This is a genomic window from Planctomycetaceae bacterium, assembly GCA_039680605.1.
Lineage (GTDB): Bacteria > Planctomycetota > Phycisphaerae > SM23-33 > SM23-33 > JAJFUU01.
Genome location: JBDKTA010000009.1, coordinates 41,465 through 68,237, shown reverse-complemented (window position 1 = coordinate 68,237; position 26,773 = coordinate 41,465). Strand labels below are relative to the sequence as shown.

At 66.3% G+C, this 26,773-nt stretch carries 15 protein-coding genes; 13 read left to right on the top strand and 2 right to left on the bottom strand.

Annotation, left to right across the window (positions count from 1 at the left end; all coding sequences use genetic code 11):
- Positions 1-30 precede the first annotated feature (30 nt).
- The 5 genes from uvrB (at position 31) to ABFD92_02950 (ending at position 7,846) form a co-directional block, all read left to right on the top strand.
- On the top strand, positions 31-2,061 hold the full coding sequence (uvrB, locus tag ABFD92_02970) for an excinuclease ABC subunit UvrB (protein ID MEN6503478.1): 2,031 nt from the start codon (positions 31-33) through the stop codon (positions 2,059-2,061).
- A 231-nt stretch (positions 2,062-2,292) separates the two neighbouring features.
- The gene (locus ABFD92_02965; protein ID MEN6503477.1) at positions 2,293-3,114 is read left to right on the top strand and encodes an alpha/beta hydrolase; all 822 of its coding nucleotides are present in this window, start codon (positions 2,293-2,295) and stop codon (positions 3,112-3,114) included.
- 372 nt (positions 3,115-3,486) lie between these two features.
- Positions 3,487-4,380, top strand: a complete 894-nt coding sequence (gene nadC, locus ABFD92_02960) for a carboxylating nicotinate-nucleotide diphosphorylase (protein ID MEN6503476.1) — start codon at positions 3,487-3,489, stop codon at positions 4,378-4,380.
- Positions 4,381-4,634: 254 nt separating this feature from the next.
- Complete coding sequence (locus tag ABFD92_02955; GenBank protein ID MEN6503475.1) at positions 4,635-5,594, top strand: biotin--[acetyl-CoA-carboxylase] ligase; 960 nt, start codon at positions 4,635-4,637, stop codon at positions 5,592-5,594.
- Entirely contained in the window at positions 5,591-7,846 is a 2,256-nt protein-coding gene (locus tag ABFD92_02950; protein MEN6503474.1) for a hypothetical protein, read from the top strand. Before ABFD92_02955 ends, ABFD92_02950 begins: the two co-directional genes overlap by 4 nt.
- A 41-nt stretch (positions 7,847-7,887) precedes the next feature.
- On the opposite strand, the gene ABFD92_02945 is transcribed toward ABFD92_02950, so the two are convergent.
- Positions 7,888-8,826 (bottom strand): glycosyltransferase, encoded by a 939-nt coding sequence (locus ABFD92_02945; protein ID MEN6503473.1) that lies wholly within the window; start codon positions 8,824-8,826, stop codon positions 7,888-7,890.
- A gap of 254 nt (positions 8,827-9,080) precedes the next feature.
- Entirely contained in the window at positions 9,081-9,794 is a 714-nt protein-coding gene (locus ABFD92_02940) for a hypothetical protein (GenBank protein ID MEN6503472.1), read from the bottom strand.
- 490 nt (positions 9,795-10,284) lie between these two features.
- On the opposite strand from ABFD92_02940, the gene ABFD92_02935 reads away from it, so the two are divergent.
- The 8 genes from ABFD92_02935 (at position 10,285) to ABFD92_02900 (ending at position 26,726) form a co-directional block, all read left to right on the top strand.
- Complete coding sequence (locus ABFD92_02935; protein ID MEN6503471.1) at positions 10,285-14,877, top strand: PQQ-binding-like beta-propeller repeat protein; 4,593 nt, start codon at positions 10,285-10,287, stop codon at positions 14,875-14,877.
- On the top strand, positions 14,864-16,003 hold the full coding sequence (locus tag ABFD92_02930) for a prenyltransferase/squalene oxidase repeat-containing protein (GenBank protein ID MEN6503470.1): 1,140 nt from the start codon (positions 14,864-14,866) through the stop codon (positions 16,001-16,003). The genes ABFD92_02935 and ABFD92_02930 overlap by 14 nt, the downstream gene beginning before the upstream one ends.
- Positions 16,004-16,188: 185 nt before the next feature.
- Positions 16,189-17,232 (top strand): AAA family ATPase, encoded by a 1,044-nt coding sequence (locus ABFD92_02925; GenBank protein ID MEN6503469.1) that lies wholly within the window; start codon positions 16,189-16,191, stop codon positions 17,230-17,232.
- Positions 17,233-18,174: a DUF58 domain-containing protein gene (locus ABFD92_02920; GenBank protein MEN6503468.1), complete on the top strand. Its 942-nt coding sequence runs from the start codon at positions 17,233-17,235 to the stop codon at positions 18,172-18,174.
- Between the two features lie 123 nt (positions 18,175-18,297).
- Positions 18,298-20,616: a vWA domain-containing protein gene (locus tag ABFD92_02915; GenBank protein MEN6503467.1), complete on the top strand. Its 2,319-nt coding sequence runs from the start codon at positions 18,298-18,300 to the stop codon at positions 20,614-20,616.
- Positions 20,613-23,180, top strand: coding sequence for a vWA domain-containing protein (locus ABFD92_02910; protein MEN6503466.1), 2,568 nt, complete (start codon positions 20,613-20,615; stop codon positions 23,178-23,180). The genes ABFD92_02915 and ABFD92_02910 overlap by 4 nt, the downstream gene beginning before the upstream one ends.
- Before the next feature lie 227 nt (positions 23,181-23,407).
- Positions 23,408-24,505 (top strand): glycoside hydrolase family 172 protein, encoded by a 1,098-nt coding sequence (locus tag ABFD92_02905; GenBank protein MEN6503465.1) that lies wholly within the window; start codon positions 23,408-23,410, stop codon positions 24,503-24,505.
- Between the two features lie 7 nt (positions 24,506-24,512).
- Positions 24,513-26,726: a hypothetical protein gene (locus tag ABFD92_02900; GenBank protein ID MEN6503464.1), complete on the top strand. Its 2,214-nt coding sequence runs from the start codon at positions 24,513-24,515 to the stop codon at positions 26,724-26,726.
- Positions 26,727-26,773: the final 47 nt, after the last annotated feature.

The window sequence follows — 26,773 nt, the reverse complement described above, 5'->3', positions numbered from 1 at the left end:
TGGAATCGTAACGTACTACTTAAGAGGACCATGCCAGACTTCAAAGTCATCTCGGACATGTCGCCGGCGGGCGATCAACCGGCGGCGATTGCCAAGCTGGTGGAAAACTTCCAGCGCGGGCAGAATCGCAACGTGCTCATGGGCGTCACCGGCTCGGGCAAGACGTTTACCATGGCGCACGTGATCCAGCAGCTCCAGAAGCCCACGCTGGTGATCAGTCACAACAAGACCCTCGCCGCCCAGCTCTACGGCGAGTTCAAGACGCTTCTGCCCGAAAACGCCGTCGAGTACTTCGTCAGCTACTACGACTACTACCAGCCCGAGGCGTACATCCCGCAGCGAGACATCTACATCGAGAAAGACGCCGCCCGCAGCGATGATCTGGACCGACTGCGACTCTCGGCCACCACGAGCCTGTCGTCGCGGCGGGACGCGGTGATCGTCGCCAGCGTCTCGTGCATTTTCGGCCTGGGCAGCCCGGAGGAGTACAAGAAGTCGGTCTGCGCCGTTCGCGTGGGCGACCGGATCGAGCGCGACGAGCTGCTCAAGCACCTCATCGCCCTGCAGTACGAGCGCAACGACATCGCCTTCGAGCGCGGCAAGTTCCGCGTCCGCGGCGACACCATTGACCTGTTCCCGGCGTACGAGGAGTTCGGCTACCAGATCGAGATGTTCGGCGACCAGATCGACGCCCTGCGCCTGATCAACCCCGTCTCCGGCGACACGCTCAGCCAGATCGACCAGCTCTTCATCTACCCCGCCGTACACTACCTGGCCGACCAGGACGTCATCGACGCGGCCGTCGTGAACATCAAGGCCGAGCTCGAGCAGCGGCTCATCGAACTGCGCAACGGCGGCAAGCTGCTCGAGGCCCAGCGCCTCGCGGCCCGCACGCGCTACGACTGCGAGATGCTGCTGGAAGTGGGGCGCTGCCCGGGCATCGAGAACTACTCGCGGCACCTGGACGGCCGCAGCCCCGGCGTGCGGCCTTACACGCTGATCGATTATTTCGGCGACGACTTCCTGCTGATCATCGACGAGTCGCACGTGTCGCTGCCGCAGATCCGGGCGATGTACAACGGCGACAAGTCGCGCAAGCAGGTGCTGGTGGATTACGGCTTCCGCCTGCCGAGCTGCCTGGACAACCGCCCGTTGCGGTTCGAGGAGTTCGAGGCGATGTGGAAGGACGTGCTGTTCGTGTCCGCCACGCCCGGGCCGTATGAACTGACGCTCACCGGCGGGGAAGTCGTCGAGCAGGTTATCCGCCCGACGGGGCTGATTGATCCGGAGATCGAGGTGCATGCAGCCACCGGGCAGGTGGCCGATCTGCTGTCACGCGTGCGTGACCGCGTCAAGGCCGGCGAACGAACGCTCGTGACGACGCTGACGAAGCGCCTGGCCGAGGACCTGGCCGAGTATATCCGCGCCGAGGGGATGCGATGCAAGTACCTCCACAGCGAGATCGACACGCTCGAGCGGGTGGACATCCTGCGCGACCTGCGCGAGGGCAAGTTCGACGTGCTGGTGGGCGTGAACCTGCTGCGCGAGGGTCTGGACCTGCCGGAGGTTTCGCTGGTGGCGATTCTCGATGCCGACAAGGAAGGCTTCCTGCGCTCGGCCACGAGCTTGATCCAGACGATCGGGCGCTGCGCCCGGAACGTCAACGCCAAGGTGGTGCTCTATGGCGACAAGATTACGCCCTCGATGCAGGAAGCCATCGACGTGACCGCCTACCGCCGCAGCCTGCAGCTCGAATACAACAAGGCCAACAACATCACGCCCACGACAATCATCAAGGCCATCAACACGTCGCTGACCGACCAGATGCAGGCTCGCCGCACAGCCGCCGCGGCCATCCACGCCAGCGAGAGCGATCTGGATAAGACCGAATACATCGCCGAGCTCGAGCGCCAGATGCTAGCCGCCGCCGAGGCGATGGACTACGAAACCGCCGCCCGCTTCCGCGACGAGATCGCCGAGATCAAAGGCGAAGCCGCCACCAAGACTACCACGCTCTCCCAGATGCGCCAAAAGAAACACGCCCGCGGGAAACCGAGATAGTTAACCGCTGAGGTCGCTGAGGACGCTGAGGAAGAAAATGCTGGATAGCGACGTTAGCGGTCCAGCTTGCTCGACGTGGTTTCTTCCCGCGAGCTGCGTCAGAGAAACAACCGCGTCGAGCATCAGCCTTCGCCAAGGCTTCGGCCTGACAAGAGCTCAACCGCTAACGTTCCCAGTCTCTACCCAACCTTCCTCATGCGCAGTAGAATCCTCTGCCTGGAGAACATCAATATGAGTAATGCGGAACCGCTTTGGCCCAACGGCGCGCCGGGGGCTAAAGGTAATGAGCCGAATGACAAGCCGACGCTGACGACGTTTCTGCCCGAGCCGGCGGTTGCCACCGGGGCCAGCATTGTCGTCTGCCCCGGCGGCGGGTATGGCGGGCTGGCTACCGATCACGAGGGCGTGAAGGTCGCGCGATGGCTCAACTCCATCGGCGTGGCGGCGTTCATGCTCGAGTATCGCCACGCCGGGCGCGGGTATGCCCATCCGGCGCCGCTCCAGGACGCCCAGCGGGCGATACGCACCGTTCGCGGCCGCGCGGGCTCGCTGGGGCCTGACCCGGAGCGGATCGGGATCATGGGCTTCTCGGCGGGGGGGCACCTGGCCTCGACGGCCAGCACGCACTTCGACGCCGGGACCGCCGCTGCGGCCGATGCGATCGAGCGCGTAAGCTGCCGGCCGGACTTCTCCGTGCTGGTGTACCCGGTCATCACGTTCACGCAGCCGTTCTGCCACGTCGGCTCGCGCGAGAACCTCATCGGCAAGAACCCCGACCCGCAGTTGCAGAAGAGCCTCTCCAATGAATTGATGGTGACGCCCGACACGCCGCCGACGTTCCTGGTCCACTCGCAGGACGACACGGCCGTGCCGCCGGAGAACAGCATCGCGTACTATCAGGCCTGCACGGCCGCCAAGGTGCCGGTGGAGATGCACATCCTGCAGGGCGGTTGGCACGGGTGGGGCATGTGCGACGACGGTCAGCCGCATTCGATCTGGACAAGCCTTCTTGCGATGTGGATGAAATACCGAGGGCTGCTGACGAAGAATTGAGTGTCGCGGGCGTCTCGCCCGCGCGTGGCGAGGGCATCTTGCCCTCGTTCTCCGCGAGCGAGACGCTCGCGGGACGCGCGGACGAGACGTCCGCGACATGAATGGACGGAGCATGAAGTTTGGAGGCCGCTTCAGCGGCCTTGGTACGGCCGAAGGCCGGCTTAGCCCAGAGCTTTAGCTCTGGGTAGGCAGGGGCGAATAGACTTTTCTCAGCCCGCTTCAGCGGGCTTTGGTAAGCCTGCTGAAGCAGGCTGATTGGAAAAAAGGATATATCCAGGGCCTGGGACCCCGGCGTAAACGCCGGGGCCAAACCCGCCTTCGGCGGGACGAAAGCCGCTGAAGCGGCTTGTCGGAGTTGTTCGATACGTGGACATGAAAATGCAAACTCTAAGTCAGGCTGTGCTGGAGACCTTCCGGGCGCTATTGGCGATGGCCAAGGCGGAGGATTTCGGCAGTGGCGACGTGACGAGCGACCTTTTGCCGGCGACGGCTCGGGCGACGGCGAGTTTTGTTGCGCGGCAGGAACTGGTGCTCTGCGGCGGGGTGTTTCTGGGCGAGATTGCGGCCGCGTATGACGCTGCGATTGTCACCAACGTGCTGATGAGCGAGGGGCACAAGGCCGCACGCGGGGCGGTAGTGGCCACGTGGACCGGACCGGCGCGGGCGATGTTCGCGGCTGAACGGGTTGCGTTGAACTTTCTGCAGCGTCTTTCAGGTGTCGCGACAGCCACGCGGCGGTACGTTGACGCGGTAGCCGGCGCTGGTGCGGCGATCTACGACACGCGCAAGACGACCCCCGGCTGGCGCGAGTTGGAGAAATACGCCGTGCGCATCGGCGGCGGGCGCAATCACCGCCGGGGGCTGTACGACGCGGTGCTGGTGAAGGACAACCATCTGGCAGCGCTAATCGCCGGCGGGGAAGGGCTGGCGGCGCTGGGCGAGCGACTCGATGCAGCCCGGGCGCGCCTCGGCACCGGCGGCGGGTTCGTCGAGGTCGAGGTCGACAGCCTCGATCAGTTCGAACAGGCGCTGCGCTTGCCCGTCGACATCATCCTGCTGGACAATTTCTCTACTGAGCAAATGGTCCGTGCGGTGACGATTCGCGACAGGGCCGGTCTCAAGGGCAAGATCGCCCTGGAGGCCAGCGGCGGGATCACGCTGCATAATGTCGGGGAGGTGGCGCGGACGGGGGTCGATCGCATTGCCGTCGGGGCCATCACGCATTCGGCCCCGGCGGTGGACATCGGTCTGGATATTGCCTGTTAGCGGTCGAGCTTGCTCGACGCGGTTGTTTCCCCGACCCGGCGAACGCGCGGGGCAAGCCCCGCCGCTAACGCGCACAGTGGAACTTGTTCCTTGCTGCGCCGCGCGCCGTGCCACCCGCCGGATGTGGAGTGCGGCAGCCTTAGCTGCCGCTTTAAAAGTTGTTCTATTCCAACAGCTCCCAAAGCGGCTGCTGCTGCTGCTGCCGCACTCCATATATCTTGTTCGCTGCTGCGTGGCCCGGTACACTTCCGCCCATGACCGTTGCCGATATGCTGCTGTCGCTTCTTTATGATCGGGGAGAGGTTTTCTTTTCTCTGGAAGAGCTCGCGCGGGCGGCATCGACGCCTCGGGCCAGGATACCCGCGGCCTTGGAGGAGCTTGCCCATCGCGGACACCAGATCGAGACTTCGCCGGCGGGTGTGCGGCTGCACCGGCCGGTGCGGCTGGACGGGTGCCTGATCGAGCGAGACCTGGGTGTGATGCGCGTGGGGCGCAGCGTGCTGTGCTTCGACGCGGTGGATTCGACCAACGATGTGGCGCTGGCGTCGGCGCGGCAGGGCGGCACGGACGGCTTGGCCGTCACGGCGGAGAGCCAGCGGCGCGGGCGCGGGCGGCGGGGTCGCGACTGGGTCAGCCGGGCCGGTCAGAATCTGCTGACCAGCGTGCTGCTGCTGGACAGCGGCGGCGCCTTGCCGCACGAGGCCCTGACGATCGCGGCGGGGCTGGCGGTGGCCGAGGCCGTCGCCGACGCGTGCGGCGTCCAGTGCCAGCTCAAGTGGCCCAACGACGTGCTGCTGGAGGGCGCGAAGGTGGCCGGCGTGCTCGTCGAGCGGCACAACCGCCCGGCGCCCTGCATCGTCGCGGGCATCGGCATCAACGTCAACGCGGCCCCGGCCGCCGGCGAGGTCCACCAGAGTGCGGCGTGTCTCAGCGACGCGCTGGGGCACAGCGTCGAGCGGGTCGAGGTGATGCGTTGCCTGCTGCGCCGGCTGGATCACTGGGCCGGCCAGATCTCGCGCGGGCGGTTCGACGATCTGCGCCGCGCGTGGCTGGGGCGATGCGGGATGATCGAGACGCGCGTGGTGGTGCAGGCGGGCGGCCGGCGATATGAAGGCCGCGTGATGGACGTCAGCCCGCTGGAGGGGCTGGTGCTGGCGTGCGACGGCGGCACGCGAGTGCATCTGGCGGCTTCCAACGCCACGGTGCTGCGATGAAGCGTGTCGTGGTCGAAAAGCTGATGAGCGTCGCGCTGCCGATGGTATTGATGTTCTGGACGGCGTGCCTGTGCATTCTCTGGGGATGGGCGTTTGATTCCAGCGGCGGCTCGGCGTTGGTGATCCTGGCGGCGACGCTCCTGAGCATCGGCGCGACGGCGCGGGCGCCGGCGGCGCTGGCGGGCTCGCTGCAGCGATGGTTCGAGCGGCGCGGACGGGGCAAGGCGCTGCGGGCATTCGTGCAGCAGCGTGCCAGCAGCGTTCCGGCGGGTCGCGAGGCTGCCGCGGCGGTAATGACCTGGTCCGTGGGGCTGGCGCTGCTGGGCGGGGTGCTCAGCACGCTGGCGATCTATGGCGGGGCGCTGCTGGCGTACGCCCTCTGCCAGGGCATGCTCTGGACGCCGCTGGGATGGACTGCCGTCAAGCTGGCCATCGTGTTTGCCGGCATGGCGCCGATGGGGCTGGGCATGGCGTCGCTGCTGGCCGGCGCCAGGCTGGTGCGGCGGGAACTGCCCGGTCCGTCGTTCAGCGCTCTGGTGGTCGATTGGGCAGCGGCGCTGGCCGGGGCGATCGCGCTGCTGGGTCTGCTGTTCGGCCAGGGCGTCAACATGCTCGGCCTGGCGGCCATGGCGGGGTTTGCGATGCTGCTGGCGGCGTTTGGTCTTCTTCAACAGCGCCAGGCCCAGGGCTCGTCCCGTCGGGTCAGCGCGGCGGCCTCGCTTAGGGGCGCGGGACCGCCGGCGGCGACGGTGGGCGGCGCTGCGCTCGTGGCGGGCATTCTTGTGCAGCTTCGTTTCCTGGAGGACCTGCTGGGCCTGGGCACCGGCGATCAGGCGATGGCGGTCGCGGCCATGCTGGGTCTGCTGGCGCTGTGTCTGAATCGCAGCCGCCGGCGGTGCGACGCGATCAGCGGCCGCGAGCAACTCGCTGCCGGCGCCGGGGCGGTGACGATCGTGATCGTCCAGGCCGCGCTGATGATTTCCTTCGCGAATCGCAGCGAAGCGATCTGGATCTGCGTGCCGGTGGCGGCGGCGCTTCAGATTCCGCTTTCGATGCTGGCGGCGTGCCTCTTGACGGCTGGCCAGGGCGATTTCATGCGGCGGGGCGGTCGCGTCGAGCAGTGGGTCGCCCCGCTGGTTTTCGGCGGCGGGTTGGGCGTGCTGGCATACGCGATCTTCGCGTCGCTGCCGTGGGGCGGATGGATGCTGGCGGGTGTGGCCGCGACGGCATGCCTGGCGTGGATGGTCGTGTGGGCAAGCGGCCGAAGGCTTGCCACGGCGGCCGCATGGGCCTGGTGGGTCCCGCTGCTGCTGGCGTCGGCGTCGGTGGGACTGTGGTCGGCGGTCTTGGAGGCACGGGCTCGCAGCGGACCGCTGACGGTGGGGGTGTGGCTGACCTCCGAGGCCACCAGCGCCGGCGTGCAGGACGTGAGCTACCTTCCCACGGGCAAGACCTGGCACAGCGAAGCGCTGACCGAGGCCGTGGTGCAAGTGATGTCCGGCACGACCGGTCGCCAGAGCGCCGTGGCGGGTCATCGCGGGCGGTGGTGGGTCATCCGCGGCAGCCGCGACGACTTCCCGTTGCAGAGGGTTCCGCCGCGCGTGTCGATGGTTCATTCGACAGCCGATCCGGCGGCGGTTCCGCGTCGGCGGCCCAGCTCACGCCCGGCCAGCCGCGGGGCCTCGGTCGACATGGTCAGCGGTTTCCTTGCCGAGGCCGGAGCGCTGCCCTCGGGGATCTGGCAGGAAGCCCTGGTGCGCGGAAGCGAGCGGGATTTTCTCCAAGCCGCCCTGACCGGCGCCGCCATGGAGCGATACGATGGCGCGTTCATCTCGCCCCTTCCGGCAGACCAGCCCCAGGCGTGGCGGTGCTTCAATTATCAGACGCTGCGCCGCTGCCGCGGGCGCGTGCATGACAAGGGCGTGGTGGTGCTTCGCACGTCGTGCGACGGCGCGAACATGGCCGCGGCTGTCGCCGTGATCAAGACCTTCCACGAGGCGGTGGGTTCGTCGTGGGCGGTGGTGCAGTTTGGTCCCCAGCGACAGGTCGACCTGCTGCTGGTGGGCCCGGCCGAGGCTGCGAACTGGCCTCAGTGGCGCAGCGGACTACAGGCGGTCCTGACGGACGATTACTATCGCGATTGGCCGACGATCGCCCCGATCAGCCTGGCGCTGCCCGGCGCGCACCAGGCGAATAACTATCCCATCCCTGCCACGCTGGAGTCCTGGATTCAAAGCCATGCGGTGAAGTAGATAAAGCAGTGGTGAGTGGTGAGTGGTGAGATTACAACTCGCTAATCCAACGCCGGGATCAGCTTGGGGTCGTGTTTGCCGATGGGGCGCAGCAGCACCGCCATCGCCATCAGCGTGACGCTCTTGAAGGTCCGGCGGTACTGGTGGGCATGCTGGAATGCCACCACCGCCTGGGCCATGCAGCGGCTCTTGAAGTACTGGCGGCCGGCGCTGTAGTAGAGCTTGGCGAGGCGATTGGCGATGACCTCGGGCGCCAGCAGATCGCGCCCGCCGTGCTTTTCGACCCATCGCTTGAGCACGCCGGCCTCGAGCATCCGCGTGGGGCCGGTCTGGGCGGAGACGTTGGTGGTATGGCGGCGGCGAACGCCGGTAAGCTTGCCGATGGGCTCGAATTTGGTGTGCAGGCTCAGGCGCAGGTTCAGGTCGTAGTCTTCAGCGCAGAACAATCGCGGGTCGAATCCGCCGACTTTCCTGAGCAGGTCCAGGCGGTAACAGACGCACAACTGCGAGAGGAACGTTTTCTCGAACAGGTCGCGGGCGTCGGTCACGCGAAGCTGATACTCCGGCAGGGGCAGTTCCTCCACCGTCCCGTCCGCGTTCATACGATTGCGGTATCCGTAGATGAACTGGGCCTGGGGATGCTCCTGAATATACGCGGCGTAATGCTCCAGGGTCTGCGTTAGCAGCACGTCGTCGCTGTCGAGGTACGCCACCCACTGCCCCCGCGCCAGGTCGATTCCGGCGTTGCGCGCCGCGGCTTGTCCGCCATTGGCCTGGTGGACAGCGCGCACGCGGGCATCGGCCGCGGCGTACACGTCGATCACGCCGCCGCTGCCGTCGGTGGACCCGTCATCAATGACGATCAGCTCCCAGTCGCCGAAGGTCTGGTCCCGGACGGACTGGATGGCCTCGCCCACGAACGGCCGGTGGTTGTAGACCGGCATGATGACTGAAAACATGGGGCGATAGTCGCTTGTCATAGACGACACTATACCGTCAAGAACAGTAATCAGTAATTGGTAATCAGTAATCGGTTCTGCGGTTAGCCCGGATATTTCACCGCGGAGATCGCAGAGGCCGCAGAGGTATTTTGAAAAAAGAGACTTACAGAAACCTACGGAAGCGGGCCGCATGGACAGTCTGTTTTTCCGGATTAACGCCGACGGCGACGTTAGATGGTCTTGTTATAGCCATTTGCTTCTCTGCGTACTCTGCGGTTCATGGAGTTTTCGGGTTACGGTTTCGCCCGGAAGAGATCGAGCTTTTGATCGAGTTTCTCGGTGACGGTTTCGAGGGCGGTTATCTCGCCTTGGGGGACGGCCTGGGCGTGGATCAGGTCGCGGATTCGCGCCTGGAGGCGCAGCACGGCGGCGACGATTTTGAGCCTGGCGTCGCGAGGCATGGGTGCAATCTTGCCGCCGCCCAGAACGCTCTTGAGTTCGGCGTCGGCCTTTTCCAAGCCGTCCTTCATATGTCTGTACTGGCGGTGGAGCACCTCGCCAAAGATCTCGGGCGGATTGGGAGCCCGATCGGCCCAGCCGGTGGCGCCGCAGAACCCGCACTCGAGCAGGCCCAGGCCCTCGCAGTTGGGGCAGCGTGAACCACCGTCGAGCCCCGTTCCGTGGCAGCGCTCGCACAGACGGGTTCCCCGGTTGCACATGAAGCAGTGGCGGTGCGAGTACGCCGAGACGATCAGCGGGCGGACCGGCTGATCGCACGACGCCTGGGCCGCCTCCATCACGTCGTCGATGCCCGCGCGGCGCGCCGCACGGCGGCAGGCCTCGTACGCCGCGCAGATCAACTGCACCTGTCTCTGCCGCAAGGCGTCGTGAAGTTCCCCCAGTGCCAGGTCCATGTCGGGCGAATCGCTGCTGATGCGGCTGTCGCTGAGGGATTGCCCCGGGCCGCCCAATGTCGATTCACTGCCGGAGTCGAATGACGCGCACATATGAAGTACCTGCCTTTCAAGGCCTTGGGATGATGGAAGACCATGAAACCAAGCATAGGGATTCAGCGACCCTTCCAAACGTGCCGGGCCGCTCTGCCGTGGTATGAGAGATGGATGATGCCGGGTGCAGCGTGTATTTTACGGCTGAGCAACCGCGCCTATTCAATTGTGCTACATAATATTATTCGACACGCGCCGTCGGCTTACAAGAAAAATAACGGCCTGAATTTGTTTGATCCGACGGGTGGCATGGCGGCGCCCGTGCCTGTTTTTCGTGGGTCGCCACGATGCTCAGCGCACAACCATGGCCATGCCACCCGGTTCGGCGGTAATATAGGGTGCGAATTCCGGGAACCACACTGCCACTGGGGCGACTAACAGTTCCGGCGGGGCGATGCAGGATGGTTGCCTGCGACGGCCTGATGACGTATTCTGTGGACGTGCCTTCCGCCCCGACGGGGGCCTGCTGCAGCATTGGATTGGATGGTGAATGAGGATCTGTCGCAGTCAACCTGCCCGTAAAGGGCTGACAGCCGCCATGGCGGTGTTGGCGGTGATCGGGATTGCGCTGGCATCGAGCGCGCCCAGCGCCGCCCAGATCGCTCGGATCCGCCCCGTGGCCGTGCGGCAGGCGCCCAGCGAAAAGGCCGGCAAGACCGTTCCGATCGTCAATGCCGACGACGAGCTGGCCGGTTTCCTCAGCCAGGCGCAGGATCTTATCAAGGACAACAAGTTCCGCGAGGCGTTGGACATCCTGCAGTCGCTGATCGATCAGAATGACACGGGGTTCGTCGCCGTCGAGGAGGGCAGGCGGTTCGTTTCGCTGGCCAGCAAGGCCAATGACGCGATCGGCTCGATGAACGCCCAGGGGCTGGAGTTCTACCGCTCGGTCCACGGCCCCAAAGCCATGCGGATGTTCGAAGAGGCCAACCGCAGCGGCGACCTCAACGCCCTGCGGCGGGTCGCCCGGCAATACGCGCACACCATTCACGGACGCCTGGCCCTGCTGACGGTGGCGGCGATGAACTTCGACCGCGCCCAGTACAGCCAGGCCGCGCAACTGTGGCGCGAGGCCCTTTCGGGGCGCATCGACGAGTCCGAGCATGCCACGCTCCTGGCGCGAGTCGCGGTGAGTGAACACCTCGGCGGCGATGCGGCACAGGCCGCCAAGGCGCTGGCGACGCTGCAGCAGCGCTTCCCCGAGGCGCAGGGCTTCGTCGGCGGGCGGCGGCAGAACCTGGCGGGGTTCGTCCGGGAGATGATGACCGTCGCGCCCAACCCGCAATGGGCGCCGCAACCGGCGGGCGACTGGCCGGGACTCGGCGGCGTCAGCGATGGCATGGCCACGATGAGCGACGCCGACGTGGTCCTTGCCCCGCACTGGCGGTATCCTCCCGCCGGGGGCAGCACGCTGACGAGCGACAACCTGATCGCGGCAGACGAATCGATGACGCAGGGCAACGCCCATCAGCAAATGCGCCTGGACATGACGCTGCGGCGGGGCATGGTATCCTACCGCCAGCAGTTCGGACAGCAGGTCCGCGAAGGCATCGTTCCGGCGATGGTGCAGCCGGTGGTCATCGGCAGCACGGTGATCTTCCGCACCGACGAGTCGGTCATCGCCTGCGACATCTTCTCCCCCGCCCAGCCGCTGTGGAAGGCCAACTTCGCCATGACCCGCAAGTCGACCGCCCGCAACGGGTCCTACTACTATTACCGCCCGGTGCCGAGCCTGGACGACGGTGGGCGCTACGTCCTGACCTGCGGCGACGGGAAGGTCTTCGCCCTGGGCGAGTTCTCGTCGATGATGAACCGCATGATGATGGCCAGGGGCAACGACGGCGGCCAAGCCCGCGACGGGGCGACCCTGGCGGCGTTTTCCATGACCGACCAGGGCGTCAATCTCTGGCGCCTGCCCAACTCGCAGGTCAAGGAAGACATCGTCAACGACGGAAAGTTCGTCTCGCCCCCGACGTACTGCCGCGGACGGCTGTACATCGTCACCCACTACCTCGACAGCTACCATCTGCTGTGCCTGGACGCCCGATCGGGGGCGCTGCTGTGGACGTCGCTGATCTCGCAGGCGCCGATCGTGCCGATGCAGTACTATGCTTACGGCATCGCCAATCTGATCGAACGCTGCAGCAACCCGGCGGTCTCCGAAGGGCGCGTCTTCGTGCTCACCAACGCCGGCGCCGTCGCCGCCTACGACGCCCAAAGCGGCCAGGCCGTCTGGGCCTACCAGTATGACAGCTCCACCAACACCTCCGAAGGCGTCCAGCGCCTGTTGGCGGCCTCGGGCTACGGCGGCATGGCCGCCCAGGCCCCGATGCCCCGCAATCCGCTGATCGTCTGCCAGGGGCGGCTGTTGTGCCTTCCCGCCGACAGCGAGCAGGCGATGGCGTTTTCCACCGAGGACGGCAAGCTGCTGTGGGAGCGGTCCCGCGAAGGGCTGCGCGACCTCAGCGCCATCGACCCCCAGCGCGTGCTGCTGAGCAGTCCGGGGCTGGCCGTGGTGGGCACACGAGATGGCAAGATCCTCAGCCAGCCCTCCGAGGCCAAGGACATCATCGGTCGCCCGGCCGTTTCCGCCAAGTGCGCCCTGGCATCGACCGAGGGCAAACTGGTGCGGTTCTCGCTGGACAAATACACCCTCCAGAGCAGCGACCTGGTCGACGCCGCCGCCCTGCTGGGAAACCTCGTCAGCGTCGACGGTAAGCTCATTGCCGCCAACGCCGCCGGAGTCTGCGCCTATCTCGATTACGACCGCATGCTCCAGCGGCTGACCGAGCAGTTCGAGCAGTCGCCCCCGGGCGCCAAGAAGTGCGACGCCCTGTTCCAACGCTTACGCCTGTCGTTCAACGCCCGCCGATTCGACGCCGCACTGGCCGACGTCGAGGCCTGCCACGAACTGGCCCAGCAGGCAAATGAGACCGCCCTGGTCCCGCAACTGGCCAGTTGGAAGTACCGCACCCTGGTGGCCTTGGGCAATTCGGCGCCTGACGGCGAGAAAATGCTGGCGTTCTTCACAAGGGCCCGCGCCGCGGCAGGCACCAGCCAGGAAAAAGCCCACATGCTCATCCGCCTGGCCAAGTGCATGGACAAGCTCGGGCGCGCCGAGGAGGCTGCCGACCTGGCGCAGGAACTGGCTGAGAGCCATCCCCAGGAAGAGCTCGTCGACGTTGAGATCGGGCCCGACGCCGACCTGGGCGTGAGACTCGACGGCGACATGCAACGCTATACCGGTGAAGTCATCGGGCAGCGCATTATCGAAAGGCTCCTGGAAATCCAGGGTCCGACCATCCTGGAGAAGTTCGACCGCCTGGCCAAGGCCGCTATGGACGCCGCTGCCGCCAAGGACGACCCGGCGGGCTTGGCCGCCGTCGCCGCCCGCTGGCCGCACAGCGCCTGGGCCGACGACGCCCTGATGGCCGCGGCTGAAAGCTGGTATCGCACTGCCACCACCGCCGCCGCGTCTCAACCGGCCCGGCAGTCCAAAGACGCCATGGACAAGGCCATCGCCAGCCTCTCGACTCTGGCGTACATGACCGGCAGTCCGCTGCGCCCCTCGGCGACCATCGCCCTGGCGATCCTGCACGGGCGGTCCGGAAAGACGGCCATTCCCATACTGTACTGCAACCTGGTGCGGAACCTCCCGCCCCAGACCCCGATCAAATTCGCCGACATCGAGGGCACGCTGGGCGAGTTGATCCAGAAGATCGAGGCCGGCAGCGTGGCCGCTCCGCCGACCGAGGCGCTGGGGCGCGTGCCGCTGCCGCTCAAAGAACTCATGACCGTGGGCGAAAAGGCCATCATCCTGCGAGACCAGGACCTTCGCCCCCTGCGGGTGGGAACGTGCATTTTCCTGCGCCAGGTCGAGCACGTGGTCATGTTCGACACCGCCGCCGCCGACGCGGAGAAGGCCCTGCGCTGGAGAACCAAGGTGCGCCCGCTGGCCCTGCTGCCGGTACACCAGGGCGCCGGGCGAGGGTACAGCATGGGCGCGGCCATGAGCGCCGACGGCAAGGTGCTGATGCTCGTCGACAAGCAGAACGCCATCCGCCTCAATGCCGCCGACGGAAAGCTTCTGGAAGAAATGGAGCTGGCAAAGCTGGGGGTTCACGGCGTGCTGTCGATCGGCGCCGGATCGGGCGTGATCGCCATCGCCGATCCTACCGGCGGTCTGGTGTGCATCGACGTGGCCAAGGGCGCCCCGCGCTGGCCGGCGCGGCTGGGAAATCCCAACGACCGCAACACGCCGATACTTCCGGTGGACCCGCCGCAGATCTCCGACCGCTTCATGCTCGTCCGCCACCGCGGCAGCCGCCTGACGTGTTTCGACCTGGTCAGCGGGAAGGTTCTCAACCAGTGGCGCGGACAGAATGTCGACGGGTGCCTGGGCGAAGGGGCCATGATGGCCGTGATGTCCGACGGCGTGGTGACGATGCACGACGGGTCGGCCACCGAGGCGCTGTGGACGCGGAAATACGATTCCAAACCCGATCAGCAGATCATGGGCATGTTCGCCGACCGCCTGTACGTCTGCCGCGGCGGCAGCGCGATCGACGTGCTGTCGATCACCCGCGGGGGGCAACTGCTCGGGACGCTCCAGGGGGCCAACGTCAGCGGGTTCGTGCCCGATCCGGTCAGCCTGAGCCTCGTCGGCGACAAGGTCGTGGTGGTCTATTCGCTGTCGAACCTGCAACTGGCCGTCGGCTCGCGGGCGGCTAACAACTATTGCCGCGGCATGGTGGTGCAGGCCTTTGACGCCGCCGGCAAGCGCCTCTGGACAACCACTATCGACGCCAGTCCCACCAATGTATACTTTGCTTCGCCGGTAATGCCCGCCCGGGAGCAGGTGCTGCTGATGTGCCAGTCCACAAACTATTCCAGGCCTGTCTCGCTGAGGATTCTTTCCGCCGGCGACGGCAAAGAGGCCGCCAGGGTGGACGTTCCCGCAGCGGGGCCTCCGGTGAACAATGAAACCTACATCCGCCGCTTCATGATCGGTCCGCCGGTCGTGATCGGCAACCGCGCCGGCATCGAAGGCAGCAACGGGGTGACCGTCTATGGCGAAGAATAAACGCAGGCAGTTGGCCGCAACCTGGGCTGCCGCCGCCGCGGCGGTGCTCGCAGCCGTTCTCGCCACCGCATGGCCGGAGCCGGCCTCGCGGGGGACCGCCCGCGCGGCTGCCCCGAGCACCGTCCTGCCCGACATGGTCGACCGCGCGACGGTCGCCGCCATCGAAAAGGGCATGAACTACCTGGCCAAGACCCAGCGGCGCGACGGCAGTTGGCTCAACAGCGGCGGCTATGGCGTGTATCCCTGCGTGATGACCTCTCTGGCGGGCATCGCCCTGATGGCTGGAGGGTCCAATCCGCAATCGGGTCCGCACAGCCGCGAAGTCTCGCGCGCCATGAACTACGTGCTGCGCCTCGCCGAGGCTAACGACGACGGTCTGATCGTCGGCCAGGGCGCCGAAAGCCGCAGCATGTACGGACACGGATTCGGAATGCTCTTTCTGGCCCAGTGCTACGGCAACGAGCTTCAAAGCGCCGACGAGGCGCGCTTGAAGAAGGTGCTCGACAAGGCAGTCGCCCTGACGGTCAAGAGCCAGTCCGACCTCGGTGCGCCGCTCAAGAACGCCGGCGGGTGGATCTACACTCCCACCGGGCAAGGCGACGAGGGCAGCGTGACCGTCACGCAGTTGCAGGCCCTGCGCGCCTGCCGAAACGCCGGTATCAAGGTGCCCAAGGAAACCATCGATCGCGCGGTGGCGTACCTCAAGCACTGCCAGATGCCCGACGGGGGCATCTGCTATTCCGCCCAGTCGCGCGGGTCCAGCCGCCCGCCGATCTCAGCGGCCGCCATCGCCTGCTTCTACGCCGCCGGGGTTTACGACCGCACCGCCGGCGGGGGCGAGAACGAGATGGTCGAGCGGCTGGTCAAGTACTGCAAGGGCAAGATGGATTCCTCCGAAACCTCCGGGCATTACTTTTACGCGCACTTCTACTACGCCCAGGGGATGTACCATCGCGGAGGCAACGACTGGAAAGATTATTACCCCAAGATCAGCAAGATGCTGATCGAGCGACAGGCGCCCGACGGCAGTTGGAACGGCGACAGCGTTGGCACGACCTATGGCACGGCCATCGCCACGATCATCCTGCAACTGCCGTACGGCTACCTGCCGATTTGCCAGAAGTAGTAGCATGGGCATCTTGCCCATGAGTAGCACGGGCGTCTCGCCCGTGCAGGTTGTGTGGCATGGGCGAGACGCCCATGCCACAAAACGAAGAACACGGCCGTGACGGCCGTGAGAATCACGGGCGAGACGCCCGTGCTACGAAGGAGACATTCGTGTCCCAAGACGTAACACCGCAAGCAGAGGCCTTGAACAACAACGACGTGGCGGCGGCCGCGAAGCTGACCGACGCCTACAAGATCATCCGCAAGGAAATGTCCAAGGCCATCGTCGGGCAGGAACAGGTGCTCGAAGAGCTGCTGATCTGCATCTTCGCCCGCGGGCATGCGATCCTCGAAGGCGTTCCGGGCCTGGCCAAGACGCTGATGGTCTCGTCGCTGGCCAAGTGCCTCGACCTGGACTTCGCCCGCATCCAGTTCACGCCCGACCTGATGCCCTCCGACATCACCGGCACGGAGGTCATCCAGGAGAACCGCTCCACCGGGCAGCGCGAGATGAAGTTCCTCAAAGGCCCCATTTTCACCAACATTGTGCTCGCTGACGAGATTAACCGCACGCCGCCCAAGACGCAGGCGGCCCTGCTCGAGGCCATGCAGGAACGCCAGGTCAGCGTCGGCGGCCAGCGCATGCCCATGCTCGACCCGTTCTTCGTGCTGGCCACGCAGAACCCCATCGAGCAGGAAGGCACGTACCCGCTGCCCGAGGCGCAGCAGGACCGCTTCATGTTCAAGATCTTCGTCAAGTATCCTTCGTGGGACGAAGAGTTCGCCGTCGTGCGCTTGACGACGGCGGTGGCCGATATCGCCCTGCAGAAGATGCTCGACGGGCGGCAGATCCTCGAACTGCAGGAGATCATCCGCCGCGTGCCGGCGGCCGATCACGTGATCCACTACGCCATGAAGCTCGTGCGCGCCACGCGCGTACACGAAGCCGACGTGCCCAAGATCGTCAAAGATTACGTTACCTGGGGCGCCGGCCCGCGCGCGTGCCAGTACCTCATCCTCGGCGCCAAGGTGCGCGCGGTGCTTAACGGGCGATACCACGTTTCGACGGAAGACATCCAGGCCGTCGCCAAGCCCGTCCTGCGCCACCGCATCGTGACGAACTTCAACGCCGACGCCGAAGGCTATGACACCGACCGCATCGTGGACGAGCTGCTCCGGATCATTCCCGCGCAGGATTCGTCCATCGCCAGCAACCCCGCCACGGCCGGAGCGGTCAAGGAGCTGTAAGTGGTCTTCCAGGACAGCCAGGAACTCAAGCGGTACCTTGACCCGAAGGTGCTTTCGAAGATCACGCGGCTGGATCTTCAGGCGCGCCTGGTGGTCGAGGGGTTCATCAGCGGCCTGCACCGCAGCCCGTTCCATGGCTACAGCGTCGAGTTCGCCTCGCACCGCCAGTACGTGCCTGGCGACGATACCAAGCACATCGACTGGAAAGTCCAGGCCAAGACCGACCGCTACTACATCAAGCAGTACGAGGAAGAGACCAACCTCAAGGCCACCTTCGTGCTCGATGCCAGCGAGTCGATGCACTATGGCAGCGAAAACGGCGACGGCGGCATGACCAAGTATCAGTACGCCGCGGCCGTGGCGGCGTCGCTGGCGTTTCTGCTGCTGCAGCAGCAGGACTCGACGGGCCTGGCGATCTTCGACGAGGACCTGCGCCAGTACCTGCCGGCCTCGGGCAGCGTCAACCAGATCAAGAGCATCGTCCACGCGATGGACATCACCAAGCCCAAGGCCAAGACGTCCATCGAAGATATCTGCCATTCGCTGGCCGAGAAGATCCCGCGGCGCGGGCTGGTGTGCCTGGTCAGCGACCTGTTCTGCGACATCGAGGGCGTGGTCCGCGGCCTGGAGCATTTTCGCCATTACGATCATGAAGTGCTCGTGCTGCACATTATGGACCAGGACGAACTGGATTTTCCCTTCCAGGGCAACACGATGTTCCGCGGCCTCGAGGCCATGGGCGATCTGCTCGTGGAACCGCGGGCCCTGCGCGAGGGGTATCTCAAAGCCGTCGAGGAGTTCTGCCTCCAGGTGAAGCGCCGCTGCATCGCCCGGCGCATCGACTACAAGCGGATCTCGACGGCAGACCACATGGACGCCGCGCTACTGGCCTTCCTGGCCGCCCGAACCGCCGCGACACGCAAAGCGGGGGCGAAAAGATGAAGAACGGATGGATGAATGGATGGGTGGATGGATGCGGGCAGATGTTCCCCCAATCATCCATTCATCCAACCATCCAGCCATCCATGAAATTGGAAATTGTAAATTGGAAATTGGAAATCTGACTTGCCGTTTGTTCATCCGATAATCTTCTGGATCGGCGCGGCGTGCGTTTCGGCGCCGATCATCATTCACCTGCTCAACCGCAGGCGGTTCCGGCTGCGCCACTGGGCGGCGATGCAGTTTCTGCTGGACTCGCTGCGGCGCAATCGGCGGCGGCTTCGGATCGAGGAGATGATCCTGCTGGCGATGCGGTGCCTGGCGGTGCTGCTGCTGGCGCTGGCGATCGCTCGGTTCACCGGCTGCGCCGCCACGTCGGTTCTGCCGGGCATGTCCGGGCCTCGCTCGACAGTGTACATCCTCGACAACAGCTACTCGATGCTGCAGAAATCGGCCGCCCTGTCGCTCTTTGAGAACGCCCGCCACGACCTGGCCGAGCGCATCCGGCGAACCTCGCGCTCGGAGAAGGTCGCGGTGCTGATGGGCGCCGGCGACGACGGGCAAGCCCCGCTGTTCGATCTGAACTACGTGGCCGAACCGGTCTCGCTGGCGGCGCGGCTGGAGAGTCTCGACGCCTCCGACGGGCGGCTGGCCCTGGCGACCGCCCTGGGGCGGGCCGGCGCGCTGCTGGCCAATGAGGCAGGCGCGCGGCAGGTGGTGGTGCTGACGGACTGCCGCAAGATCGATCTGACGGCGCCCGCGGCGCAGAGCCCGCTGCAGAAAGCTTTCGCCGCCCTGCGAAAGAGCGGCGTCAACGTCGAGGTGCTCGACTATGGGCAGGAATCGCGCAAGAATCTCACTATCGAATCGATCGAGCTGCTGGACCGTTTCGCGGTAGCGAACGTGCCGTTCAATGTGGCCGTCACCGTGCGGAACAACGGCACGACCAACATCGAGAACGTCGCCCTGACCCCGCGAATGGTGCTGCCGGGCCAAGGCGACCGGACCGTCGTGCTGCCGGTGCAGGTGATCGCCTCGCTCGAGAGCGGCCAGAGCACGCGCGTGATCTTCGAGGCCGCCAGCCGCAGCCCCGGCTCGGCGGTGGTGACCGTCGAGGCCGCCGGCGATGATCTGCAGGCCGACAACCGCGCCCACCTGGCGCTGGACATCCGCAAGGTCACGCGGGTGCTGATCGTCGACGGCAACACCGACCCGACCGACCGCACCGAGAGCGAGTCGTTCTTCCTGAGCAAAGTGCTCGACCCGCGGGGCGACGGCGCCTTCGGCGTTCGCGCCGAGGTGATCTCGTCGGACACCCTGGGCGGGGCCAACTTCGCCGACTACGACGCGGTGGCGCTGCTGGACGTGGCCGACTTTCCCTCTTCGGTCGAGACCGGCCCGGCCACGCGACCGGCCGTGGTGTATCCTCAGCTCAAGGCGCTGGAGGAGTACGTCAGAGGCGGCGGCGGGCTGATCATCTTCACCGGCGGCCACATCAATCTCGATTTCTATAACGGCCCGTTCTACGCCGGCGGCGTCGGGCTGCTGCCGTACCGCGTGGGTCCGCACAAGGGTCGGCCGGACCAGAGCGACACGTACGTGCGGTTGGCGCCGTCGAGCATCGCCAATCACAACATCATGCAGGCCTTCACGCGGTTCGCGGCCGAAGGCAGCGACGTGACGTCGCTGGTTCGGTTCTTCGCCTTCACCCCCGCCGAGGAACCCCACGGCGTGGTTCTGCCGCCGGACATCAAGGCCCCCCAGGTGCTGGCGGCGTTCGCGGACCCGCAAAACTCGCCTGCCGTCATCACGCGCCGCTTCGGGCTGGGCGAGGTGGTGCTGTTCTGCACGACCGCCAGCAAGCGTTGGAACGACTGGCCCAGCGACGAAGTCGGCACCTACGCCGTCATCGCCCATGAGACGGTCAAGTTCGTCGCCCGGTCGGCGTCGCAGAACCTGACGGCCCGCGTCGGCCACCCGATCGACTACACCCTCGCCGCTGACCTGCTCGACGCCCAGGCCACGCTCAAGACGCCGCGGTTCCCCGCGGACGACCTGGTCACGCTGGTAGCCCGGCGGCAGGGCGCCGCGGCAGGACATCTTTCGTACGCGGCAACAGACGGCGCGGGGATCTACTGGCTCGAACTGGTCTCGCCGGACCGCTCGATAAAGAAAGTGCTCTTCGCCCGCAATATCGACCCCGCCGAAGGCGACCTCGCCTGTGGCGGGCGTACCGCCCTCGAGGCCGCCTTGGGCAGCGACGATTTCGCCTACGCCGCCAAGGCCGCCGGCGGCAATGAGCCGCTCGCCGCCGCCGCGGCCAAAAAGGAATACTGGCTTCTGGCGGCCTTGGCGGCGCTGGTGCTGCTGGCGGGGGAGACGTTCCTGGGGCAGAAGTTCGGACATTACGCCGGCCGCAAGGCCGCCGCGGAGCGACAGCCTTGACCGCATTCATCCAATGGGTGCTGGGATTGCCCGCCGCCGAAATGGCCCGCGCCGATAGTTGGCGACTGACCTTCGTCGCCGACTACAGCAATTACGCCATCGTCGCGCTGATCGCGGCCTTTCTGGCGCTGGTGTACCTGACGGTGCGCAGCTACCGGCGCGAGGGCGACGCCCCGACGGCAGCCAAGGCGGTGCTGATCGTCCTGCGGGTGCTCGTCTTTGCCGCCGTCGTGCTGATGCTGTTCCGCCCGGCTATCGAACTGCGATTCGTCGAGACGCTGCTGAGCAAGGTCGTGGTGCTCGTCGACGACAGCCGCTCGATGTCCTTCGCCGACCGCTACGCCTCCGGCAAAGACGGCGACGCGCTGGCGGCGTTCCTCAAGACCGATCGCGCGGCGCTGGCCAGCCTCAGCCGCAGCCGGATTGTGCGAGAGGCCCTGGTCCGCCCCGACAGCGTCCTGACTCGCCTGGGCCAGACGCACCCGCTGGTCCTGATGCGATTCTCGACCGCCCAACCCGGCAAGGAAACCTATACCCGCAAGCTCATCGAGCTGCCCGCCCGCAGAGGCCAGGCCCCCGCGGCCGCAACGATGCCCGCGGAGCTGTCCAAGGCGCTATCGCAACTGCAGGCCGACGGATACGAGACGAACATTCCCGCCTCCATCCGCGACGCACTGGACAGCACCCGCGGCCAGCAGGTCGCCGCGATCGTCGTCATCAGCGACGGGCAGATCACCGCCGAGGGCGCCGCCGGACGCCTGGGCGCGGCGGTCGAGTCGGCCAACCGGCGCGTCGGCGGGGCCGTGCCCCTGTACGCGGTATCCGTCGGAGACCCCAAGCCGCCCCGCAACGTGACCGTCACCGCCCTCCAGGGGCCCAATGAAGTCCGCCGCGGCACGCGGGCGGAACTCTCTGCCGTGCTGTCGCACCGCAACCTGGCCGGCACGACCGTCATGCTGCGCGTGCTGCGGCGCGAGGCAGGCAAGGCCAACTGGACGGACACCCAGGTCCGCCAGAGCGTCACGCTCAAGGCCCCGCCCGCCGAGTCCGCCGTCGCCGCGGAAGTGCGGCAGACGGTCGAGCTGTTTGTCGAGCCCGACGCGCTGGGGCAGTTCGTGTATAAGGCGGTCGTCGACCCGGTAGCCGACGAGGCCAACCCCGACGACAACTCCGCCGAGGCGCGCGTGCAGGTTTCCGACGAGAAGGTCAAGGTGCTGGTGATCGCCGGCGACGCCGGATGGGACTTCCAGTACCTGCGGAACCTTCTGCTGCGGGCCGGCGATTCCTACCGCGTCAGCATCTGGCAGCAGAACGCCGACAAGGATATCAACCAGGCCGCATCGACGGGCATGAAACTCTCGCAACTGCCCCGCACGCTCGAGGAGCTCATCGGAAGCCCCGGCGGCAAACCCCATCCCGGATACGACGCGATCATCCTGCACGACCCGCAACCGGGAGAGGGCGGCTTCGATAGCGCGCTGGTCAAGATGCTGCGAGACTTCGTCGAGAAGCACGGCGGCGGGCTCTGCTACATCGCCGGCGGAAAGTACAGCCACCAGGCCCTCAGCGGCGAAGGCGCCATGAAAGACCTGGCCGACATCATGCCGGTGGTGCTGGCGCCGAATACCGCCGACATCGCCGTCCGCATGGGGACGCGCAAACCCGAAGCCTGGCCCCTGAAAGTCACCAGCTACGGCGCGGACCATCCGATGATGCGACTGGCCGCCACGGCCGAGCAGAGCGGCCAGGTCTGGTCGGTGCTTCCGGGCGTCTACTGGTCGCACCCCGTCGCGCGCGTCAAGCCCGCTGGCAAGGTGCTGGCCGAAAGCGCCAATCCGATGGATCGCACCGGGCGCAACGAACCCTTGCCCATCGTGGCGGTGCAGCCCTTCGGCGCCGGGCGGGCGGTCTATGTCGGAACCGACGAGACATGGCGCTGGCGGTTCGTTCAGGAAGGCTACTATCACCGCCGCTTCTGGGGCGAACTGGTGCGGTACCTTGCGACGCTCAAGGCCCGCCAGGTCGTCATCACCACCGGCGGCGACCGCTTCACGGCGGGGCAGAAGATCTCCGTCGAGGTCGAGGCCTACGACGAGAAGTTCGAGGCCCTCAAGGATCCTTCGTTCACCGTCACGCTGCGGAAAATCACCGGCGAGGCCGTCGAGAAGATTACGCTCAAGCCTCTCGACGCCGCCAACAAACCCGGGCGCTACAGCGGCATTCTCGAGGCCAAACACACCGGCACGTACGATCTGACGGCGCTGGACAGCGACCCCCAGGCCGCTCTCAAGGTCGCCCCCAAGCGCATCGTGATCGAACTGCCCCAGGCCGAATCGCGCCGCCCCGAGGCCGACGTGGACACCATGAAAAATGTCGCCTCCCGAGCGGAGCAGTATCTGCCCATCGAGCAGATCGACCGCCTGTCCGAGCTGATCGCCCCCGGGATGATCCGCACGGTCAAGCTGCAGCCGCACTTCCTGTGGGACACCCCGGCGATGCTGATCCTGGTGGTGGTGCTGTTGGCGGTCGAATGGATCCTGCGCAAGAAATACAACATGGCGTAGTAGCATGGGCATCTTGCCCGTGCATGGTTGTGTGGCATGGGCGTCTCGCCCATGCATCCGGCGGGCGTCTCGCCCGCCGGAGGAAGAAGAGAAGAGCAAGAGCATGGGCGAGACGCCCATGCCACGAAGAAAGAACATGGGCGAGACGCCCATGCCACACAGATAAGAGCACGGGCAGGATGCCCGTGAGACTCACGGGCGAGACGCCCGTGCTACGGGAGAAGATGATGAGTTTCAATGGATTGGGAATGAACCTGGGCAATCTTTCACGGCTGAGTGCGGCCAAGAGCCGGTCGATCTCGGCAGAGAATCTTACCGGCGAGAAGGGCTGCGGGGCGATGGCCGAGCCTTCGCCGGGGCACCCTTCGTCGACACTGGGACTGGGGTGGAAGTGCGCGCCGTGCCACACGATCCCCCCCAAGACCACCTACACGCTGGCGGACATCACCGGCAGCGGCGCGATCCAGAGCATGTGGCTTGCCGGCTACGTCGGACGCGACCTGATATTGCGGATCTACTGGGAAGGCCAGGACACCCCCTCGGTCGAGTGCCCGCTGCCGGACTTCTTCGGGATGCACTGGTTCCGCCCCGACGACTACTGCCACAAGGGCCCGTACGTTCACATCAACTCGCTGCCGGTGTGCGTCAACCCCAACCGGGCGCTGAACTGCTTCTGGGAAATGCCCTTCCGCAAACGCTGCCGCATGACGCTGGAGAATATCAGCCCCAGCGACGGTCGCACGACCTACTACCAGATCAACTACACGCTGACGGATGTGCCTGACGACTGCGCGTACTTCCACGCGCAGTACCGCCGCGTCAACCCGCTGCCGTACGGCGAGGTCTACACGATCGTCGACGGCGTCAAAGGCCGCGGGCAGTATGTCGGCACGTCGATGGGCTGGGGCATCAACGCCAGCAACTGGTGGGGCGAGGGCGAGATCAAGTTCTACATCGACGGCGACGGCGAGTTCCCGACCATCTGCGGCACGGGCACCGAAGACTATTTCCTGGGCGCCTACAACTGGGACGTCGACGGCCAGTACGTCACCTACACCGGACCCTATGGCGGAATGCACCAGGTCCTGCGGCCCAACGGGACGTATCTTTCGCAGCATCGCCACGCGATGTACCGCTGGCACGTGATGGACCCGGTGCGGTTCGAGAAGGACCTGCGCATCACGATCCAGTCGCTGGGCTGGCGCAGCGAGGGGCGGTTCTATCCCGGAATGCACGACATCTGCTCGACGGCGTATTGGTACCAGACGCTGCCGGCCGCGGCGTTTCCAAAATTCCCGGATCGCGATCACCTGGAGGTCGTCTAATCCTCTAATGGCTCAGTCGCTGATACAGCCCGATCTGCTCAAGAAGTTCAGCTCGCTGCGGCGCATGCTTCGCGGCCGACTGGCCGCCGAGGGCCTGGCCTGGCTCGTGCTGGCGGTGGTTGCGGCGGTGTTCGTGACGATGGGGGTGGACTTCCTGCTGCGTCCGCCGGAGCGTCCGCTGCGGGCGGTCTTCATGCTCGCGGCGCTGGCGGGGGTCGGCGTGGTCGGGTGGCGGCGTCTGATCGCGCCGCTGCGGGTTCCCATGAGCGCCGAGGACCTGGCGCTGCTGATCGAACGCGGGCACCCGCAACTGTGCGACCGCCTGATCAGCGCCGTCCAGTTTGCCGCTTGCGGCGCAGCGCCCGGCGCCAGCGAAGATATGGTCCGGATCGTTATTGACCAGGCGCACGCCATGTCCGCCAAGATCGACTTTGCCCCGGTGGTCGAGCGGGCCAACCTGCGGCGCGTCGGCGCCATCGCGGGCGCTGCCGCGGCGCTGCTGCTGGGGTTCGCCCTGTGGAACGGCGACGCCCTGTCGCGATGGTTCCAGCGCAACGTGCTGCTGGCCGACGTGGATTGGCCCCAGCGCACCTACCTGACCGTGCGCGACGAGAACATGAACATCCTGGGCGACGAGGTGCTGGTCGTCCGGGGGGAAGACATGGCCGTCCACGTGACAGCCGACGAGGGCAGCGAGAGCCCGCCCAGCGTGATGGTGTGCGCCCGGTTCCCGTCGGTGGGCGACACCGAGGCCAGCGTCGATCCCAATCCCGATGACCGCCGCCGGTTCGTGCAGACCTTCCGATCGGTCACCGAGGAGTTCAGCTTTTACGCCATCGGCGGCGACGACCGGCGCGACCAGCGCCGCAAGCACGCCGTCCGCCTGGTGGACCCGCCGGCTATCCGCTCGCTGGTGTTCACGATCACGCCGCCGGCGTATGCCAAGGCGCCGGCGAGCGATGTTTCGGGCGCGGTCGCGTCGTTGGGCGTTCCGATCGGCGCGACGGTGCAGATTGCCGCCACGGCTACCAAGGACCTCCAGAGCGCGCAGATTATTCTGGAAGGTCGCGGCGCGCGGCGCGTCAGCGACATGACGGTCGCGTCCTCGGGCCCTGACGCTGCCCGCCAGGTCAGCGGACATTTCACGCTGGCCCAGGAGAATCGCTCGACCCTCCTGACGCTGCAACTGGCGCTGAAAGACACCGCCGGCTACGTCAACCGCCGCGGCGGGACGTACCTGGTGGAAGTGCGTCCGGACAACGCCCCGACCGTCGAGGCCCGCAAGCTGGTGGTCGGCCCTGCCGTCACGCCCGATGCGATGGTCCCCCTGGCGATCAACGCCAAGGACGATCACGGCCTGAGCAAACTGCAGGCCGCGACCAGCGTCGTCAAACGCAAAGATCCCCCGGCCGCACAGGACGTGGCCAGCCTGGTCATCGGCGAGCGAAGCCGCCGCGCCCAGCACGTCGTCGACCTGCGGGCCTTCAAACTCGCCCCCGACGAAACCGTCATCCTGCAGGTCGAGGCGCACGACACGCTGCCTGTGACCATGGGAGGACCGGGCGTCGGACGCAGCGCCGCCTTTGAACTGCGCATCGTGCGGCCGGAGGTTCTCAAGGCCGAACTGGTCGGACGGCAAAAAGCCCTGCGCCTGGAGTTCCTGCAGGCCATCGGTCTCCAGAGCGACGCGCAGGCGCGGACGTTGGCCGTGGCGACAAGCCTGACTGACGAGACGCTGCCCGCCTCGGCGGCGCAGCGCTTGGCCAGCGCCGCCAGCACCGAAACCAGCGTCAGCGGCGACTGCGCCCGCACGGCCGAGGGGTTTGCGGCCATCCTCGAAGAACTGGCCTGCAACCGCCTTGCGGGCGAGGCCGACCAGAAGCGCATCGGCGAGGCGATCGTGGGCCCGCTGCGCAAGGTCGCGGCGCGTCTGCGCGAGACGTCCGCGGCGCTGTCGGCGATATCCACCGTCCCGACGCCGCCGCTGCGGGCCAAGGTGACCGAACTGGCCGCTGCGCAAGACGCCATCCGCCACGAGATGGAGACCATCGCCGAGGCGATGGAAAAGGAAGCGACGCGACAGGAACTGGCGAACGAAGTGGGTATCATCATAGAGGAGTCCAAGAAGCTCCTGAAACTGATCAATCGCGAAGGCGAAAGCGAAGCCGAGCCGATCTTCGCGCCGGCAACGCAACCCGCCACCGGCGGGGGGAATAAATAACGTGGCGCGGGCGCAGCGCCGCTTGCGGCGTAGCGGTTACTTTGCTT

Bases quoted from the DNA above. Each gene is read 5' to 3' on its own strand.
- nadC (MEN6503476.1), top strand. From the start codon at position 3,487: ATGAAAATGCAAACTCTAAGTCAGGCTGTGCTGGAGACCTTCCGGGCG.
- ABFD92_02900 (MEN6503464.1), top strand. From the start codon at position 24,513: ATGGCTCAGTCGCTGATACAGCCCGATCTGCTCAAGAAGTTCAGCTCG.
- ABFD92_02905 (MEN6503465.1), top strand. From the start codon at position 23,408: ATGAGTTTCAATGGATTGGGAATGAACCTGGGCAATCTTTCACGGCTG.
- ABFD92_02930 (MEN6503470.1), top strand. From the start codon at position 14,864: ATGGCGAAGAATAAACGCAGGCAGTTGGCCGCAACCTGGGCTGCCGCC.
- ABFD92_02945 (MEN6503473.1), bottom strand. From the start codon at position 8,826: ATGACAAGCGACTATCGCCCCATGTTTTCAGTCATCATGCCGGTCTAC.
- ABFD92_02965 (MEN6503477.1), top strand. From the start codon at position 2,293: ATGAGTAATGCGGAACCGCTTTGGCCCAACGGCGCGCCGGGGGCTAAA.
- ABFD92_02955 (MEN6503475.1), top strand. From the start codon at position 4,635: ATGACCGTTGCCGATATGCTGCTGTCGCTTCTTTATGATCGGGGAGAG.
- ABFD92_02935 (MEN6503471.1), top strand. From the start codon at position 10,285: ATGAGGATCTGTCGCAGTCAACCTGCCCGTAAAGGGCTGACAGCCGCC.
- ABFD92_02940 (MEN6503472.1), bottom strand. From the start codon at position 9,794: ATGTGCGCGTCATTCGACTCCGGCAGTGAATCGACATTGGGCGGCCCG.
- ABFD92_02950 (MEN6503474.1), top strand. From the start codon at position 5,591: ATGAAGCGTGTCGTGGTCGAAAAGCTGATGAGCGTCGCGCTGCCGATG.
- uvrB (MEN6503478.1), top strand. From the start codon at position 31: ATGCCAGACTTCAAAGTCATCTCGGACATGTCGCCGGCGGGCGATCAA.